Origin of the sequence: Polycladomyces abyssicola (genome assembly GCF_018326425.1) — a bacterium.
Taxonomy (GTDB): domain Bacteria; phylum Bacillota; class Bacilli; order Thermoactinomycetales; family JIR-001; genus Polycladomyces; species Polycladomyces abyssicola.
The window spans coordinates 1,815,348-1,830,917 of the sequence record NZ_AP024601.1 but is presented as its reverse complement, the minus strand read 5'-3'; the positions used below and the strand labels follow the sequence as shown (position 1 = coordinate 1,830,917).

Annotated in this window: 15 protein-coding genes and 2 pseudogenes; 13 read left to right on the top strand and 4 right to left on the bottom strand. The window is 52.5% G+C overall.

Translation table 11 applies throughout. From position 1 onward, the window contains the following. Window positions 1-663, top strand: a complete 663-nt coding sequence (locus KI215_RS09160; protein WP_212772454.1) for an MIP/aquaporin family protein — start codon at window positions 1-3, stop codon at window positions 661-663. Beyond that, window positions 650-1,075 carry an arsenate reductase (thioredoxin) gene (gene arsC, locus KI215_RS09155; protein WP_212772453.1) on the top strand — a complete coding sequence of 142 codons (426 nt, stop codon included), beginning with the start codon at window positions 650-652 and terminating at the stop codon, window positions 1,073-1,075. Before KI215_RS09160 ends, arsC begins: the two co-directional genes overlap by 14 nt. Window positions 1,076-1,116: 41 nt before the next feature. Here the strand turns inward: arsC and KI215_RS09150 are convergent, their stop codons facing one another. The 4 genes from KI215_RS09150 to KI215_RS09135 form a co-directional block, all read right to left on the bottom strand. After that, window positions 1,117-1,620: an arsinothricin resistance N-acetyltransferase ArsN1 family A gene (locus tag KI215_RS09150; protein ID WP_212772452.1), complete on the bottom strand. Its 504-nt coding sequence runs from the start codon at window positions 1,618-1,620 to the stop codon at window positions 1,117-1,119. A 36-nt stretch (window positions 1,621-1,656) separates the two neighbouring features. Then, window positions 1,657-2,145 carry an arsinothricin resistance N-acetyltransferase ArsN1 family A gene (locus KI215_RS09145; RefSeq protein WP_212772451.1) on the bottom strand — a complete coding sequence of 163 codons (489 nt, stop codon included), beginning with the start codon at window positions 2,143-2,145 and terminating at the stop codon, window positions 1,657-1,659. Beyond that, window positions 2,146-2,493: an ArsR/SmtB family transcription factor gene (locus KI215_RS09140; protein WP_212772450.1), complete on the bottom strand. Its 348-nt coding sequence runs from the start codon at window positions 2,491-2,493 to the stop codon at window positions 2,146-2,148. It lies immediately after the preceding gene. 65 nt (window positions 2,494-2,558) lie between these two features. Beyond that, window positions 2,559-2,993 carry an ArsI/CadI family heavy metal resistance metalloenzyme gene (locus tag KI215_RS09135; protein WP_420830101.1) on the bottom strand — a complete coding sequence of 145 codons (435 nt, stop codon included), beginning with the start codon at window positions 2,991-2,993 and terminating at the stop codon, window positions 2,559-2,561. A 926-nt stretch (window positions 2,994-3,919) separates the two neighbouring features. Here KI215_RS09135 and KI215_RS09130 point away from each other — a divergent pair. From KI215_RS09130 to truB, 11 genes and pseudogenes are all read left to right on the top strand, one after another. After that, a complete protein-coding gene (locus tag KI215_RS09130; protein ID WP_212772449.1) occupies window positions 3,920-8,212 on the top strand; it encodes a PolC-type DNA polymerase III in 4,293 nt (1,430 codons plus the stop codon). A gap of 342 nt (window positions 8,213-8,554) precedes the next feature. Next, window positions 8,555-9,016, top strand: a complete 462-nt coding sequence (gene rimP, locus KI215_RS09125; RefSeq protein WP_205494385.1) for a ribosome maturation factor RimP — start codon at window positions 8,555-8,557, stop codon at window positions 9,014-9,016. 23 nt (window positions 9,017-9,039) lie between these two features. Then, window positions 9,040-10,146 (top strand): transcription termination factor NusA, encoded by a 1,107-nt coding sequence (gene nusA / locus KI215_RS09120; protein WP_212772448.1) that lies wholly within the window; start codon window positions 9,040-9,042, stop codon window positions 10,144-10,146. Window positions 10,147-10,194: 48 nt separating this feature from the next. Next, window positions 10,195-10,473, top strand: a complete 279-nt coding sequence (gene rnpM, locus KI215_RS09115) for an RNase P modulator RnpM (protein ID WP_212772447.1) — start codon at window positions 10,195-10,197, stop codon at window positions 10,471-10,473. Then, window positions 10,466-10,762 (top strand): YlxQ family RNA-binding protein, encoded by a 297-nt coding sequence (locus KI215_RS09110; RefSeq protein WP_212772446.1) that lies wholly within the window; start codon window positions 10,466-10,468, stop codon window positions 10,760-10,762. The genes rnpM and KI215_RS09110 overlap by 8 nt, the downstream gene beginning before the upstream one ends. A gap of 18 nt (window positions 10,763-10,780) precedes the next feature. Next, a pseudogene (locus KI215_RS16325) lies at window positions 10,781-10,889 on the top strand (translation initiation factor IF-2 N-terminal domain-containing protein); the annotation flags it as partial. A gap of 401 nt (window positions 10,890-11,290) precedes the next feature. Then, window positions 11,291-13,018 (top strand): annotated as a pseudogene (gene infB / locus KI215_RS09105) (translation initiation factor IF-2); the annotation flags it as partial. Continuing rightward, complete coding sequence (locus KI215_RS09100; protein ID WP_246512070.1) at window positions 13,015-13,302, top strand: DUF503 domain-containing protein; 288 nt, start codon at window positions 13,015-13,017, stop codon at window positions 13,300-13,302. The pseudogene infB and the gene KI215_RS09100, both read left to right, overlap by 4 nt. A gap of 23 nt (window positions 13,303-13,325) precedes the next feature. Further along, entirely contained in the window at window positions 13,326-13,685 is a 360-nt protein-coding gene (gene rbfA, locus KI215_RS09095) for a 30S ribosome-binding factor RbfA (protein WP_212772444.1), read from the top strand. Beyond that, on the top strand, window positions 13,666-14,661 hold the full coding sequence (locus KI215_RS09090) for a DHH family phosphoesterase (RefSeq protein ID WP_246512069.1): 996 nt from the start codon (window positions 13,666-13,668) through the stop codon (window positions 14,659-14,661). The genes rbfA and KI215_RS09090 overlap by 20 nt, the downstream gene beginning before the upstream one ends. Then, a complete protein-coding gene (gene truB / locus KI215_RS09085) occupies window positions 14,658-15,569 on the top strand; it encodes a tRNA pseudouridine(55) synthase TruB (RefSeq protein ID WP_212772443.1) in 912 nt (303 codons plus the stop codon). Before KI215_RS09090 ends, truB begins: the two co-directional genes overlap by 4 nt. Window position 15,570 lies beyond the last annotated feature (1 nt).

Genomic DNA, 15,570 nt, shown 5'->3' with positions numbered 1-15,570 from the left:
ATGAAAAGAAAATGGATCGCAGAATTTATCGGTACTTATTTTCTTGTGTTTGCTGGTACAGGGGCCGTTGTCATCGATGAGCTTACGAGAAGCATCACTCATGTCGGGATTGCATTGACGTTTGGGATGGTTGTGATGGCGCTGATTTATGCATTCGGGCACGTGTCAGGAGCTCACTTCAATCCCGCGGTTACCTTGGGTTTTCTCGTTAACCGGGATGTATCGTTACGTGAAGCTGGTTGGTACGTCCTTGTTCAAATCCTAGGAGCAATGGCGGCGAGTGGAACGTTGCGTATACTTTTTGGAAACGTAGCTCACTTGGGTGCCACATTGCCGCGATATTCATGGCAGCAGTCCTTTGTGTTGGAATTTATCTTGACTTTTACTCTGATGATGGTGATTTTCGGCTCGGCTGTTCATGGTAAAGCAGTGAAGTCGTTTGCCGGTATCGCCATCGGCGCGACAATAGGACTGGAAGCCATGTTTGCCGGACCAATCAGTGGTGCTTCCATGAACCCCGCCCGATCCCTTGCTCCTGCCGTTGTATCCGGTACATTGGACCACGTATGGATTTATGTCGTTGCTACCAGCTTGGGAGCAATCGGAGCTGCTTTGGTTTATCGTCTTATTCATGAAGGAGGATCTGAAGATGAAGGACAATAAGAAAATCATCTATTTCTTGTGTACCGGCAACTCTTGCCGCAGTCAAATGGCGGAGGGCTTCGGTAAAAAGTATTTGGGTGACCGTTTTGAAGTATATAGTGCTGGAATCGAGGCTCATGGTCTGAATCCTAAGGCAGTAAAGGTCATGGCCGAAAAAGGGATCGACATCTCGCAGCAGACGTCGGATGTCATCGACCCTGAAATCTTGAACAAGGCCGATTACGTTATCACTTTGTGTGGTGATGCAAATAACAAATGTCCGATGACCCCGCCTCATGTCAACCGACAACATTGGGGATTTGATGATCCAGCTAAGGCACAAGGGACCGAAGAGGAAGTATGGGAAGTTTTTCGACGGGTTAGAGATCAAATTGAAGCCAGGATTATTCAGTTTGCAAAAGAAGGGAAATAAATAATAGCCACATCCTCGTTGTGGGATGTGGCTTTCTCATATTAATCAAGGTTGTCATCAATGAGCTTTTCTACAATAATACAGTCTACCCATTTTCCATCTAATTTCCCGTGCTTTTCGTAAACCCCTACTTCCCTAAACCCACAGGCTCGACATAACGCGCGGCTAGCGTGGTTAAAATCAAAGATTCGAGAAACCAGTTTCCAGTAACCCAGTTCAGCACATGTATTCACTAGTGAATTAAGCAGATGTTTTCCAATTCCCATTCCTTTATAACCTTCCCGGATATAAATCGAAAACTCGCCGACACCACGATAACAATTACGGGATCGGTAAGGATGAACACAAGCCCAACCAACAACCAGTTCATCCTTCACTGCCACTAATATGGGATAATGATCTTCGTGATTCTTGATCCATTTTCGTCGATCTTCCACCGTATATAAAGAGGTTTCAAAAGTGGCTTGGCGCGATTGAATTCCCTCGTTATAAATTTCCGTTATTGCCGCGGCATCCAAAAGAAGTGCTGGACGAATCATGATCATTGGTTCCTCACCAAATTTCATTTAGTTTGAAAATAACTATAGTAATTTTTCCATTGCCATCACATCAACGAATTGGCCGTCGAGCTTTCCTTGGTTTTGAAACACTCCTACTTCCCTGAAGCCCATTTTCCGATATAAACCTTGGCCGAGATGGTTAAAGGACAGCACCATTTTAAAAAACCCGTTTTCTCTCGCTTTTTCTTCTAATGACCGTAGCAGCTTAGTGCCAAGACCTTTTCCCCGCCACTTTCGATCGATATAGACGGAAACATCTGCCACCCCTGCATAAGCACACCGATGAGAATACGGATTGAGTGAAGCCCACCCATGGATTTTACCGTTGAGCTCTGCGACCAGCACAGCGTACCGAGGGGATCTTTGGTGAAACCACTGGTTCATCTCTTCCATGGTTTTGGGCTGCTCCTCCAATGTGGCAATCCGATCCTCAATCCCTTGGTTGTAGATGTCTCGGATCCGGGGGATATCTTTTTCTTCCGCTTTCCGGACGACCCAATCATAGCTCATTTATTCCACCTTCGCTTCAGTATGAAGGAGATTTAAGAAAAAACGATCATTCAACTCCCGACAAAAGCGTTCTAGGGTATCTTGATTTACGGCGTAATAATGCCACTTTCCTTCTTTCCGCTCATAAAGAAGGCCGGCGTTTTTCAATTCTTTCAGGTGATAGGACACTTTTGACTGCTTCATATCCAACGCTTCTTGGATATCACAGACGCACATTCCTTTCGTGCAACATTTTTGGATCGGCGTTTCATTAAGGCTCCCTTTGGCTACCAGGTCCATGATCTGCAACCGAATCGGATCTGATAGAGCCTTAGCGATTAAGGATAATTGTTCATTCGTGCAAACCATAGGTATTCACCCCTTACTTCGGACAGAGGTAAAACCCGGGCACTCTGCCCAGGTTTTACGAAAGGTTAACCGTTGTTGGTGGTACAGCAGGCGCTACCAGATTCAAAATTAACGGAGGATTTTCCGTATTGATCTGCGTCTGCTTTTACCACAAACACTTCCCAACGATGTCCGTCGGGACTAGTCACCCAGATTTTATCCTGACGTGCGTAACAGCATGTGGTGTCCATCTCGTCGAAGGTTGCCAACCCGGCACTTTTGAGTCGTTCCTTGGCGGCCAGCACTTCTTCCGTCGAGCCCACTTGGATCCCAAGATGATTGATCCCGCCGTTGACTTCGCCTCCCTCATTCAACGTGAAGTTTAAGGCGGGTTCATCCAAGTCAAATTTAGCGTAACCCGGACGTACTTTGACAGGTTCTTCTCCAAATAGGTGCCGGTAAAATTCAATGGATTGCTCCAGGTTTCGGACGTTGATAGCGACATGGGGTTTGAGAATCATGGTCATCATCCTTTTCATGGGAATTAAAACGGTTGGGAACAGCAAGCCAATTGTTTTTGCAGGTACTGTTGGCATCGAGGATTATGGGGAAGAGTTTTGAACCACTCCAACCATTTACCAAGTCTAAACGGACTTTGTCTGGCCTTTTCCCTACCTGACGGATTTCTTCGGTCCGAATCCTGCAATGCTCCAAATCGTTCATCATGGGGTTGCACATCAAATCAATTTTTGTTGATATGAGTTTATATCAATTATTTTTGATGTGTCAAGCATGATTCGATTACTTAGAAGAAAATTCATAGTAGAAAATTCTGCTGATGAGGTCCCATGCTCACAAGAAGACATAGAAATAGGCCCCTTCCGGGCCTTTATTTAAATGTGACAAACGGGATACTCAATGGAGCATCCTGTTCCTTTTGTACCTACTTAGTCCCCGTAGAAGGTCAGTTACAGGTACTGTCAGCGCATGTTTACGAAGTACTACTTCATAGGCTAGCTTCTTGTGGTTCTAAGCGTTTGTGGCACTGATTGAACATGCGCTAAAATATTTCCTTCGGGGGTTTCATTTTGCAAAGCCCTGATTGTCGGTTCCCGTTGGGGCTTTGATCATTTTCGAAATGTCCGCACCTGAAGCGAACGACCTCCTTGAGCGTGTTAGGTGAATACTGACCAATTGTTTTCCCGGCTTGTTCCACCTGCGCCCTGCAGGGAAGCAGGTCTGGCCGCTACGCCCCGGGGCACAAAATGCGGGCAAAGTACGCTTCGCTTAGGGGAAGTTTCCCGCGAATTCATTCCTGCGCTTTCCGGGTCTTCGCTCACCATGGAAAGTATTTGCTACCTTACGGATTTACCAGAGATGCCTAGTCGCCTATTTCTCTTTCTGATACACTCTTAAGAGACGAAATGGTAGGGAGGTGAACCGGACGATGTCTTCTGCGGCTCTCAAACTGGAGAAGTTGTTGGCACATGGCAATCTGTCACCAGAGTGGTGGAACGAGCATTTTTCGGGTGCGTACATAGAAAAGGTTCGGGTCAGTCGCAAGAGGCAGTCATGGACGATCCTTCTTCGCTTGCCCCGGTTGGTACCTCCGCATATCGTACAGGAGGCGCAAGAGCGGATTTCCCGGGCATTTCAGGAGTATGCCCGCGTTTCGCTCAAGGTCCGCTTTGATCATGTGGAAATGAACCAGCTGCTGGAGGTCTACTGGCAGGTGATCCGGCATCACGTGGCCGAGAACGTATCCACCGCCGCGGCTGGTTGGTTGGGCAAAGCAACTTGGAACTGGGAACGGGATCGGCTCACCATCGTGTTTCCCAATCCGATGATGTTGAATATGGCGCGTCAAAAACGGGTGGACGATGCAATCGCCTCCTATTTGCAGGATCTTTCCGGTGGACGCATTTCGGTGATCCTGTCGAGTGAACAAGCCGAAACGGCGGAGGAGCGGTTCCGCGAACAACAGGAAGAAGCGATGCGCGCATTGGTGGAGGAAGCGTTGGTTAAGCGCGAGGAAGCGAAGTCAGGGTCGACGGAACCACCGGTCCACGAACCGGAAGAGCTGGCGATCGGATACGACTTTCAGGATGAACCAATTCCGATCAGACAGATTCAGGAAGAAGAGAGACGCGTCGCCATCAAGGGGGAAGTTTTCAACTCCGAGGTGCGCGAACTGCGGAGCGGACGGACGCTGTTGACGTTTAACCTCACCGATTTTACGGATTCGATTCAAGTCAAGGTGTTTGCCCGCGATAAGGAAGACGCGGCTATGTTGTCCCGCGTCAAAGACGGTATGTGGGTGAAGGCGCGCGGCTCCGTCCAGTTTGATACCTTTGCCCGTGAGCTGGTGTTGATCGCAAATGACTTGCGTGAGACGGACCCGGTACGCAGGGTGGACACAGCTGAAGAAAAGCGGGTGGAGTTGCATCTGCACACGTCGATGAGTGCGATGGACGGTGTATACGATGCCGGTGACATGATCAAACGGGCGGCCGAATGGGGTCACCCGGCGGTGGCGGTCACTGATCACGGTGTTGTGCAGGCATTTCCCGAAGCCTACAGTGCGGGGAAAAAGCACGGCATCAAGGTGATTCTGGGTGTCGAGGCGTATGTGGTGGACGATGGGGTACCGATTGTGATGAACGCCGCCCACCGTGAGCTGAAAGAGGATACGTATGTGGTGTTCGACGTGGAGACGACTGGCTTGTCTGCGGTGCACGACACGATTATCGAGCTGGCTGCGGTCAAGGTGAAAAACGGTGAAATCATCGACCGTTTCGAGTCGTTTGCCAACCCGCACCGTCCACTGACGGCTCAGATTACGGAACTGACCGGGATCACAGACGACATGTTGGAAGGTGCACCGGAAGTGGAGGACGTGCTGTCCCGTTTTCTGGAGTTTGTCGGTGACAGCGTCCTGGTGGCTCACAACGCCCGTTTCGATATGGGCTTCTTGCAGATGGGAGTAAAAAGGATGGGGCGGCAGCCGGTGACCAACCCCGTCATCGACACATTGGAATTGGCCCGCTTTCTCTATCCGGGGATGAAAAACTACCGACTGAACACTCTCTGTAAACAGTTTGACATCCATCTGGAACAACACCACCGGGCCATCTATGACGCGGAAGCGACCGGATACCTCACGTGGAAGATGATCGTCGACTGCGTCGAACGGAATATCCGGTATCTCGATCAGCTGAACGATTTCACCGGTGACCGGGATATCAGCCGGTTGCGGCCGTTTCATGCGATTATACTCGTCCAAAATGAGACCGGCTTGAAAAACCTGTACAAACTGATTTCGCTTTCCCATTTGAAATACTTCGGTAACAAAACACCGCGCATTCCGCGCAGTGAACTGATCAAACACCGGGAAGGGTTGATCATCGGGTCCGGTTGTGAGAAAGGGGAGCTGTACGAGGCGGCATTGCAAAAGTCACCGCAGGAAGTGGAAGAGATTGCGCAGTTCTACGATTACCTGGAAATCCAACCGGTGGAAGTGAACCGCCACCTGATCGAAAAAGGAATCGTCGAAAGTGAGGAGCGTCTGCGCGAGGCTAACCGCCTGTTGGTGGAGATCGGAGAGAAGCTGGGCAAACCGGTGGTGGCCACGTCCAATGCCCACTACCTTGACGAGTGGGATGCGATATACCGTGAGATTTTGGTGGCCAACGACAATCGTTTCCGTCAAACCGATCCGTTGCCCAAAGTCTATTTCCGCACCACCGACGAAATGTTGGAGGAGTTTTCGTATCTCGGCGAAGACAAGGCATTTGAGGTGGTGGTGGCCAATCCGCGCAAGATCGCTGACATGGTGGAAGAGCTGAAGCCTTTCCCCGATGAATTGCACACGCCGATCATCGAAGGCGCGGACGAGGAACTGCGGCGCATCTGTTATGAGACGGCGAAAAACACGTACGGTGATCCGCTTCCGGATATCGTGCGCGAGCGGTTGGAAAAGGAACTGGGCAGCATTATCAAGCACGGTTTTGCCGTTATTTATCTCATCGCTCATAAATTGGTGACCAAATCGCTGTCCGACGGATACCTGGTTGGATCGCGGGGGTCGGTCGGATCGTCTTTTGTGGCGACGATGAGTTCGATTACCGAGGTAAATCCCTTGCCGCCGCACTACATCTGTCCCAACTGCAAATACAATGAATTCATCACCGACGGTTCGGTGGCGTCCGGTTTCGACTTGCCACGCAAGGATTGTCCAGAGTGTGGAACGCCGTTGAAAAAAGATGGGCACGATATTCCGTTTGAGACGTTTCTCGGATTCGAGGGGGACAAGGTGCCCGATATCGATTTGAACTTCTCCGGGGAGTACCAGCCCCGTGCTCATAAATACACCGAGGAATTGTTCGGCAAGGATTACGTGTATCGTGCCGGAACGATTTCGACAGTGGCTGAAAAGACGGCATACGGATTCGTGAAAAAGTACCAGGAAGAACGCCAGCTCAATTGGCGCAATGCAGAAATCGAGCGCATGGTACGTGGATGCAGCGGGGTGAAGCGGACAACCGGGCAGCATCCCGGCGGGCTGATGGTTATTCCCAACAACCGGGAAGTGTACGATTTTACACCCATTCAGCGTCCGGCGGACGATCCCAAATCGGAGACGATCACGACGCACTTCGATTACCATGCGATCAGCGGCCGCCTGTTGAAACTGGATATCCTGGGACACGATGATCCAACGGTGATTCGCATGTTGCAGGATTTGACCGGTGTGGATCCTAAAACGATCCCGACCGATGATCCCGAGGTGCTGAAGTTGTTCAGTGGAACCGAGTCACTCGGGGTGACACCGGAGGACTTGGGCGGCAATACGATGGGCACCCTGGGCATTCCCGAGTTCGGCACCCGTTTTGTCCGTCAGATGCTGGAGGACACCAAGCCGACCACGTTTGGCGAACTGGTCCGTATCTCCGGTTTGTCCCACGGGACCGATGTGTGGCTCAACAACGCCCAAGACTTGATCCGCAGCGGTACGGCGAAGCTGTCCGAGGTGATCTCTACCCGGGACGACATCATGGTTTATCTGATCTATAAGGGACTACCACCCTCCAAAGCGTTTAAGATCATGGAGAAGGTGCGGAAAGGGAAAGGTCTGACCGACGAAGAGGCCGATTTCATGCGGCAACATAATGTGCCGGAATGGTACATCGAATCCTGCCGCAAGATCAAATACATGTTCCCCAAAGCACACGCGGTGGCTTACGTGATGATGGCGGTGCGGATCGCCTGGTTCAAAGTGTACTATCCGGCGGAGTATTACGCGACCTATTTCTCGGTTCGTGCCGACGATTTTGACCTGGAGCTGGTGCTCAAGGGCAAAGATGCAATTCGTCTCCAGATCGAGGAGATCCTGGAAAAGGGCAACGCCGCCACGGCCAAGGAAAAGGGCTTGCTCACCGTGTTGGAATCGGCGCAGGAGATGTTGGCCCGCGGCCTCAAGTTCGGCAACATCGATCTGTATCGCTCCGACGCCACCCGGTTCCAGGTGGACGGCGACCGCTTGCTGCCGCCGTTCTCCTCCGTTTCCGGTATCGGGGAAAACGCGGCACGCAATATCGTACAGGCACGAGAGCAGGGTGAGTTTCTCTCCATTGAAGACTTGCAAAAGCGGAGCCGCATATCCAGTGCGGTGGTGGAAGTGCTCAAAAAACTGGGCTGTCTCGAGGGATTGCCGGAGAGCAACCAGTTGACACTGTTTTAAATCCCTGATCCGAACCGGAAGCACGGGGCGCGGGCAATGTTCGCTTCATTTGAGGGAGAATTGCTCGCGATTATATTCCCGTCTTCCGGTTCTCCGTTCGTTCGGGAAAACGTAGTGACTCAAGCAGGTCCAGACGCCTTCATCGAACGCGTGTCAAGTTTCCCCGCCTTTTTGCCACACCGTTCCAGTTTCATTGCATCCGACGAAATGATTGTGATATAATGATTTTGGCTAAACTGTAGCGTAGATAACGTCCGGCCGAAAAGAGTGGGTTACAACCCACTCTTTCGCTTTGTCGCATGGGTTCCGGACAAGAAAGGCACACATGAAGGAGGGTGCGGGTTGAGCCAGCAGGTAGTGGAAACGGTGGAACAGTTGGCGGCCCCCATTTTGGCAGCGGAAGGGCTGGAACTGGTCGACATCACGTTTCAAAAAGAAGGAAAGAACTGGTATTTGCGTTTGTTCATCGATAAAATCGAGGGACGCGTCGACTTGGACGACATCAGCCGCGTCAGTGAAAAACTGAGCGAAGAACTGGACCGTGTCGACCCCATTCCCGGGGCCTATTTCCTGGAGGTCTCTTCACCTGGGGCGGAACGGCCGCTGAAAAAACCGCGGGATTTTGAGCGGGCCGTGGGAAAATTCGTCCATATCACCACGTTGGAGCCGGTCGCCGGGCGTAACAAGTTTGAGGGAACGCTGACCGCATACGCGCCGGATGTGCTCACGGTCGAGGTCGAAGGCAAACCGGTGGAAATTCCGTTTGACAAAGTGTCGAAAGCACGGTTGGCCATTGTTTTTTAATTGAAGGGAGGAGAACGATTCCGATGAATGCAGAGTTCATCGAGGCCCTCAATCAGCTGGAAAAAGAGAAAGGCATCAGTAAGGACGTGTTGATCGAGGCATTGGAAGCCGCACTGATCTCCGGTTACAAACGCAATTTCCACTCCGCACAGAACGTGCGGGTGGACATCGACCGTGAAACCGGCGTGGTGCGCGTATTTGCTCGGAAAACAGTCGTTGATGAGGTGACGGATCCGCGGTTGGAGATATCGCTGGAGGCTGCCAGGGAGATCAATCCTGCCTATCAGCTCGATGACATCGTCGAAATTGAAGTGACACCGAAAGATTTCGGACGGATTGCCGCCCAGACCGCCAAACAAGTGGTCACCCAACGCATTCGCGAAGCAGAACGCAATATCATCTATGACGAGTTCGTAGATCGCGAGGAGGATATCGTCACCGGCGTGGTGCAGCGGGCCGATCATCGACAGTACTATATCGATCTGGGCAAGGTGGAGGCGCTCCTGCCGTACAACGAAACGATGCCGGGTGAGCGCTTCAAACAGGGTGAACGGGTGAAAACGTACATCACCCGCGTCGAGAAATCGACCAAAGGACCGATGATCTATGTTTCCCGTACGCATCCTGGTCTTTTGAAACGGTTATTTGAACTGGAAGTGCCGGAAATCTACGAAGGGATTGTCGAAATCAAGTCGGTGGCGAGAGAAGCCGGCTTCCGTTCCAAAATCGCAGTGTCGTCCCGGGATGAACAGGTGGACCCGGTAGGCGCTTGCGTGGGACACCGCGGCATGCGTGTGCAGACTGTGGTGAATGAGCTGCGCGGCGAGAAAATTGACATCGTCCGCTACTCCGATGATCCGCAGGAATTCGTGGCCAACGCGCTCAGTCCATCCAAGGTGATCAGTGTGGACATCCAGGAGGATGAAAAAGTAGCTCGTGTGGTTGTGCCGGACCATCAACTGTCGTTAGCCATCGGCAAAGAAGGTCAGAATGCCCGGCTGGCGGCCAAATTGACTGGTTGGAAGATCGACATCAAGAGCGAATCGGAAGCGCAGGAAGAAGCAAATGTTGATGAAGTAAACGACACCTTGGAATCGGATGTGGAAACGACGGAAGAAGAGAACGCATAAGCCTTCATCGTAACAACTTCCATCCATCTGAAGGAGGTGGACGGAGCGATGCGGACCAGAAAGGTACCGATGCGCAAATGTGTCGCGTGTCAAGAAATGATGCCGAAAAAGGAACTGATTCGAGTGGTTCGGACACCTGAGCAAGAGATCCTGATTGACCCCACCGGGAAAAAATCGGGTCGAGGCGCTTATCTGTGCGGAAAGGAGGAGTGCTTCCGGCTGGCCAAAAAGAAAAAGGCGCTGGACCGGGCACTCAAAGTGCAGGTGGACGATTCGATCTACGATCGGTTACAAGAAGAGTTGTCACGGGTGAATTTGCATGGATAAACGGTTACAACTGCTCGGCTTGGCGCAGCGTGCGGGGAAAGTCGTGACCGGAGAGGAAGCGGTGCTGCGGGCGATCCGGTCGGGTCAAGCCGCCGCGGTGATCTTGGCGGAAGATGCTTCCGACAACACGCGGAAGCGGTTTACTGATAAATGTTCCTACTATGATGTTCCCCTCTGGCATATGGGGACACGGACTGAACTGGGAAGAGCGATCGGGAAGCCGGAACGGGTGGTGATTGCGCTCACTGACCCCGGTTTTGCCCGTGCGATGAGGCAGAAGGCAGAGTAACAGACGGGGGTGACGAGTTTGACCAAACTTCGTGTATACGAATATGCGAAACAGATGAATATGAGCAGTAAAGAAGTATTAACCATCCTGCAACGGATGAACATCAATGTGAATAACCATATGAGTGTGATGGACGATCAAATGGTGCAAAAGGTGGAACAGTTCATCAAAAAAGTGAAGGAGCAAAACACTCCAGGCAAAGCGAAACCGGCCGGTACGTCCGGCAATAAGCGACCGAACGGATCGTCCAAATCACAAGGGGAAATCAAAGGACAAGCGAAAGTGACGGAGCAAAAAAACATGGGTGGGAAGAACAAAGAGGTGAACATGAAGAAACAACGGAACAAAGCAGCAAACGACAATGGGGAAACAGTCGGTGTCAAAGGAAAACCTTCACGGAAAGGTACGTTTGACAACCGCGAGAACGGCGGAAAAAAAGGACGGGGCAAAAAACAAAAAGATCGGAATCGCCGTCCTCAGCAGTGGGAGAAACCGGCGCCAAAACTGCCGTCGGAAATTGAGATTTCGGGACCGATGACCGTCGGTGAAGCAGCCAAACTGATGCGTCGGGAAGCTGCCGATGTGATCCGCAAGTTGATGGGGCTCGGTGTAATGGCCACCATTAACCAGGAAATCGATACGGATACGATTACCCTGGTAGCGGAGGAATACGGCATCAAGGTAAAAGTAAAAGAGGAGATCGACGAATCGGCCTTTGAAGAAATCGAAGAAATCGATGCGCCCGAAGATTTGCAAGAGCGTCCGCCCGTGGTCACCATCATGGGGCACGTGGACCACGGAAAAACCACGCTGTTGGACACGATTCGCCACTCCAACATCACGGCGGGAGAAGCCGGTGGCATTACCCAGCACATCGGAGCATATCAAGTGGAAGCCAACGGCAAGAAAATTACGTTCCTCGACACCCCGGGTCATGCTGCGTTCACGACGATGCGGGCGCGCGGAGCCAAGGTGACGGACATCACCGTACTGGTCGTCGCTGCGGATGACGGTGTGATGCCACAGACCGTGGAGGCGATCAACCACGCCAAGGCGGCGGACGTGCCGATCATCGTGGCGGTGAATAAAATGGACAAACCGGATGCCAACCCGGACCGCGTCAAACAACAATTGATGGAACACGGTTTGGTGCCGGAAGAATGGGGCGGTGACACCATTTTTGTCCCTGTGTCCGCACTCAAAGGTGAAGGGATCGACGAGCTTCTGGAAATGATTCTGCTTGTGGCGGAAGTGCAGGAATTGAAAGCCAACTCCAATAAACGTGCCCGCGGCGTCGTCATCGAAGCCGAGCTGGACAAGGGACGCGGCCCCGTAGCCACCGTGTTGGTGCAGAACGGGACGTTGCGAGTCGGCGACAGCATTGTGGCCGGCAACTACTTCGGTAAAGTACGGGCGATGGTCAACGACCGCGGACGCCGGGTCAAAGCGGCCCCGCCGTCCACACCGGTGGAAATTTTGGGATTGCAGGACGTGCCGAATGCCGGGGATGCGTTCATGGTCTTTGAAGACGAGAAAAAAGCACGGGCCATCGCCGAAAAGCGGGCTGAGAAACAGCGGCAACAGGAGCTGCGTGCGCAAAGTCGCGTCACGTTGGATGATCTGTACAAGCAGATTCAGGAAGGCGAAGTGAAGGAGCTCAATATCATCATCAAGGCCGACGTGCAGGGTTCGGTGGAAGCACTGCGCGGCGCCTTGGAGAAGATCGATGTCGAAGGGGTTCGGGTAAAGATCATCCACTCCGCTGTGGGTGCGATCACCGAATCCGACATTATTCTGGCATCCGCTTCCAATGCGATCATCATCGGTTTCAACGTTCGGCCGGAAACGAATGCCCGGGCCGCGGCGGAACAGGAAAAAGTGGATATTCGACTGCACCGCGTGATCTACGATGTGATCGAAGAAATTGAAGCGGCGATGAAGGGAATGCTGGACCCCGAATACGAAGAAAAAGTGGTCGGTTCGGCAGAAGTGCGCCAGATCTTCAAAGTCTCCCGGATCGGAACGATTGCCGGTTGCTACGTCACGGAAGGCAAAATCGTTCGCGACGGAAAAGTGCGCTTGATCCGCGACGGCATCGTGGTACACGAAGGGGAGATCGATACGCTGAAACGCTTCAAAGACGATGTGCGTGAAGTAGCTCAAGGATATGAGTGCGGTTTAACCTTGAAAAACTTTAACGACATTAAAGAGGGCGATGTAGTCGAAGTGTACGTCATCCAAGAAGTGGAGCGGTGAACGTGTACGTCGGCATTCAGGAATGTGAGGGACGGATTATCGGTTCCACCTCGCTCAAAGAGAAGCGTCGGGTGATCAAGAGCGGGATCAGCCGGATTCAACACCGGTTTAACCTGTCGGTGGCGGAAGTCGGGTTTCAAGACGACCGCCAACGCACCCGCTTGGCCATGGCTGGAGTCGGCTCCAGCAAAAAAGTGGTGGAACAGGAGCTTCGGCAGGCTTTGCGTCTGCTGGAGGAGCTGGATGGATTGGAAATATTGCACGCGGAACTATCATTCGTGTAGATCACCAGGAGGAGGTATCGGCGATGGCTCGCATCCGCGTGAGTCGCGTCGGCGAACAGATCAAAAAAGAGTTGAGCCAGATTTTGCAGCAGGAACTGAAAGACCCCCGCATCGGATTTGTTACGATCACCTCGGTGGAAATGAGTGGGGATCTCCAGCACGCCAAAGTGTATGTCAGCGTCATGGGTGACGAAGAGCAAAAGAAAAATACCTTGGCGGCATTGAACAAAGCCAAAGGTTTCATCCGATCTGAGATCGGGCGCCGCATTACCTTGCGTCATACACCCGAGCTGGTCTTCAAGGTGGATGAATCCATCGAACACGGTCAATACATCAACCAATTGTTGAGAGAAGTGAAAACGAATGATGCGGGAGACCAATAATCAATTGGAGGCGGCCACCCGTTTCGTTCAGGACGCTGACCGGTTCCTCGTGGTTTCCCATGTCAATCCCGACGGCGACGCGATCGGTTCGACCCTGGCGGTTGGGCAAATCCTGAAACAATTGGGAAAACGCTATGTGATGATCAATGAATCCGCCATCCCGCAGAAATATCAATTTCTTCCGGATTGTAATCAAATCCGATCTCCGGAAGATCTTCGTACCGAGGCGCCGTTTTCCCATGTGATCGCGGTGGATGCGGCGGATGCTGATCGCATGGGGGAGTGTCGGAAGGTGTTCGCCCGGGATGTGCACATTCTCAACATCGACCATCACGCCACCAATGATCGCTTCGGCACTGTCAACGTGGTCATCCCGGATGCGGCGGCGACGGCGCAAGTGCTGTACGATTGGGTCGAATCGATGGGATTGGAGTGGACCCAGGAATTGGCCACCTGCATTTACACCGGGTTATTGACTGACACGGGCGGTTTTCGCTATGCCAACACCACCCCTCGGGTGATGAACCAAGCGGCCCACCTGATCGATCGGAAGGTGGAAGCACACCGGATTGCGGAGGAAGTGTTGGAAACCACTACGTTGGCGCATTTGCAACTGTTACGTAAAGCGTTGGAAACGCTGCGCCTGTCCAAAGATGGGCAGATCGCTTGGATGTGGATTCGCCGGCGAGACATCGAAGCGACGGGAGCCAAGGAAGAGGATTGGGACGGCATCGTCAATTACGCCCGAAATGTCATGGGCGTTGATGTGGGCATTCTGTTCCGTGAAGTCAATGAGAAAACAATCCGCGTCAGTTTTCGATCGCGCAGAATCGTGGATGTCGGCGCATTGGCCCAGACATTGGGCGGTGGCGGTCATGCACGGGCGGCCGGCTGCACGATCATGGGAAGCGCCGGGGAAGTGGAACGGCAAGTGTTGCAAAAGGTGGCCAGCGCCCTGCGGCGCGTGGTGTCATGACGATTCACGGTATCATCCCCGTGCGTAAAGCCCCCGGCATGACTTCCCATGATGTGGTGGCCCGCATCCGCAAGCTGACGGGACAAAGGCGAGTCGGCCACACCGGAACGCTGGACCCCGACGTGGAAGGTGTTCTTCCCGTGTGTTTGGGACAAGCCACGAGAATTGTAGAATACATTCAGGAATTGCCCAAACAGTATCTCGGTACCATGGTGTTGGGCCGTTCCACCGATACGGAGGACGCCTCGGGGGAAGTGTTGGAGGATCGTCCCGTCGATCGCATCGATCCCGCTATTGTAAACGAGGTGTTCCAGCGTTTCCATGGTACAATCACACAGGTACCACCGATGTTTTCGGCAGTGAGGGTAAAGGGAAAACGGTTATATGAGTTGGCGCGCGAAGGGAAAGAAGTCAAGCGCCCGTCCAGACAGGTGACCATTTACCGTTTGCGCGCTACCCGGATTCAACCGGAGGGACCCTATCCCGAAGTGGACTTTGATGTCACCTGCTCCCGAGGCACCTATGTGCGGACGCTGTGTGTCGACATCGGCAAAGCGTTGGGTTATCCCGCTCACATGGCCCGCTTGATTCGGGTAAAGAGTGGCCCTTTTGTCTTGGAAGATGCGGTGACATTGGAAGAATTGGCAGAAGTGGCGGCAGACGGAAGATGGGACGAAGTACTTCACCCGATCGATGCGGTACTGGGTCATCTTCCGGCTGTCGTGGTGTCCGGGCGGGCCGAATCCGGTGTGTTGAACGGACAGCCCCTTGAATGCGACCCGGTCGACGGATGCGATTGGGAAGGGCGTCTGATCCGGGTCTACGGTGACACTCACGGTTTTTGCGGCATTTACCGCTTAAATGACGACGGTGTCGCTTTGGCAGAAAAAGTGTTCCGGAATGGGTGAA

Bases quoted from the DNA above. Each gene is read 5' to 3' on its own strand.
- KI215_RS09160 (WP_212772454.1), top strand. From the start codon at position 1: ATGAAAAGAAAATGGATCGCAGAATTTATCGGTACTTATTTTCTTGTG.
- arsC (WP_212772453.1), top strand. From the start codon at position 650: ATGAAGGACAATAAGAAAATCATCTATTTCTTGTGTACCGGCAACTCT.
- KI215_RS09150 (WP_212772452.1), bottom strand. From the start codon at position 1,620: ATGATCATGATTCGTCCAGCACTTCTTTTGGATGCCGCGGCAATAACG.
- KI215_RS09145 (WP_212772451.1), bottom strand. From the start codon at position 2,145: ATGAGCTATGATTGGGTCGTCCGGAAAGCGGAAGAAAAAGATATCCCC.
- KI215_RS09140 (WP_212772450.1), bottom strand. From the start codon at position 2,493: ATGGTTTGCACGAATGAACAATTATCCTTAATCGCTAAGGCTCTATCA.
- KI215_RS09135 (WP_420830101.1), bottom strand. From the start codon at position 2,993: ATGATTCTCAAACCCCATGTCGCTATCAACGTCCGAAACCTGGAGCAA.
- KI215_RS09130 (WP_212772449.1), top strand. From the start codon at position 3,920: ATGTCTTCTGCGGCTCTCAAACTGGAGAAGTTGTTGGCACATGGCAAT.
- nusA (WP_212772448.1), top strand. From the start codon at position 9,040: ATGAATGCAGAGTTCATCGAGGCCCTCAATCAGCTGGAAAAAGAGAAA.
- rnpM (WP_212772447.1), top strand. From the start codon at position 10,195: ATGCGGACCAGAAAGGTACCGATGCGCAAATGTGTCGCGTGTCAAGAA.
- KI215_RS09110 (WP_212772446.1), top strand. From the start codon at position 10,466: ATGGATAAACGGTTACAACTGCTCGGCTTGGCGCAGCGTGCGGGGAAA.
- rbfA (WP_212772444.1), top strand. From the start codon at position 13,326: ATGGCTCGCATCCGCGTGAGTCGCGTCGGCGAACAGATCAAAAAAGAG.
- KI215_RS09090 (WP_246512069.1), top strand. From the start codon at position 13,666: ATGATGCGGGAGACCAATAATCAATTGGAGGCGGCCACCCGTTTCGTT.
- truB (WP_212772443.1), top strand. From the start codon at position 14,658: ATGACGATTCACGGTATCATCCCCGTGCGTAAAGCCCCCGGCATGACT.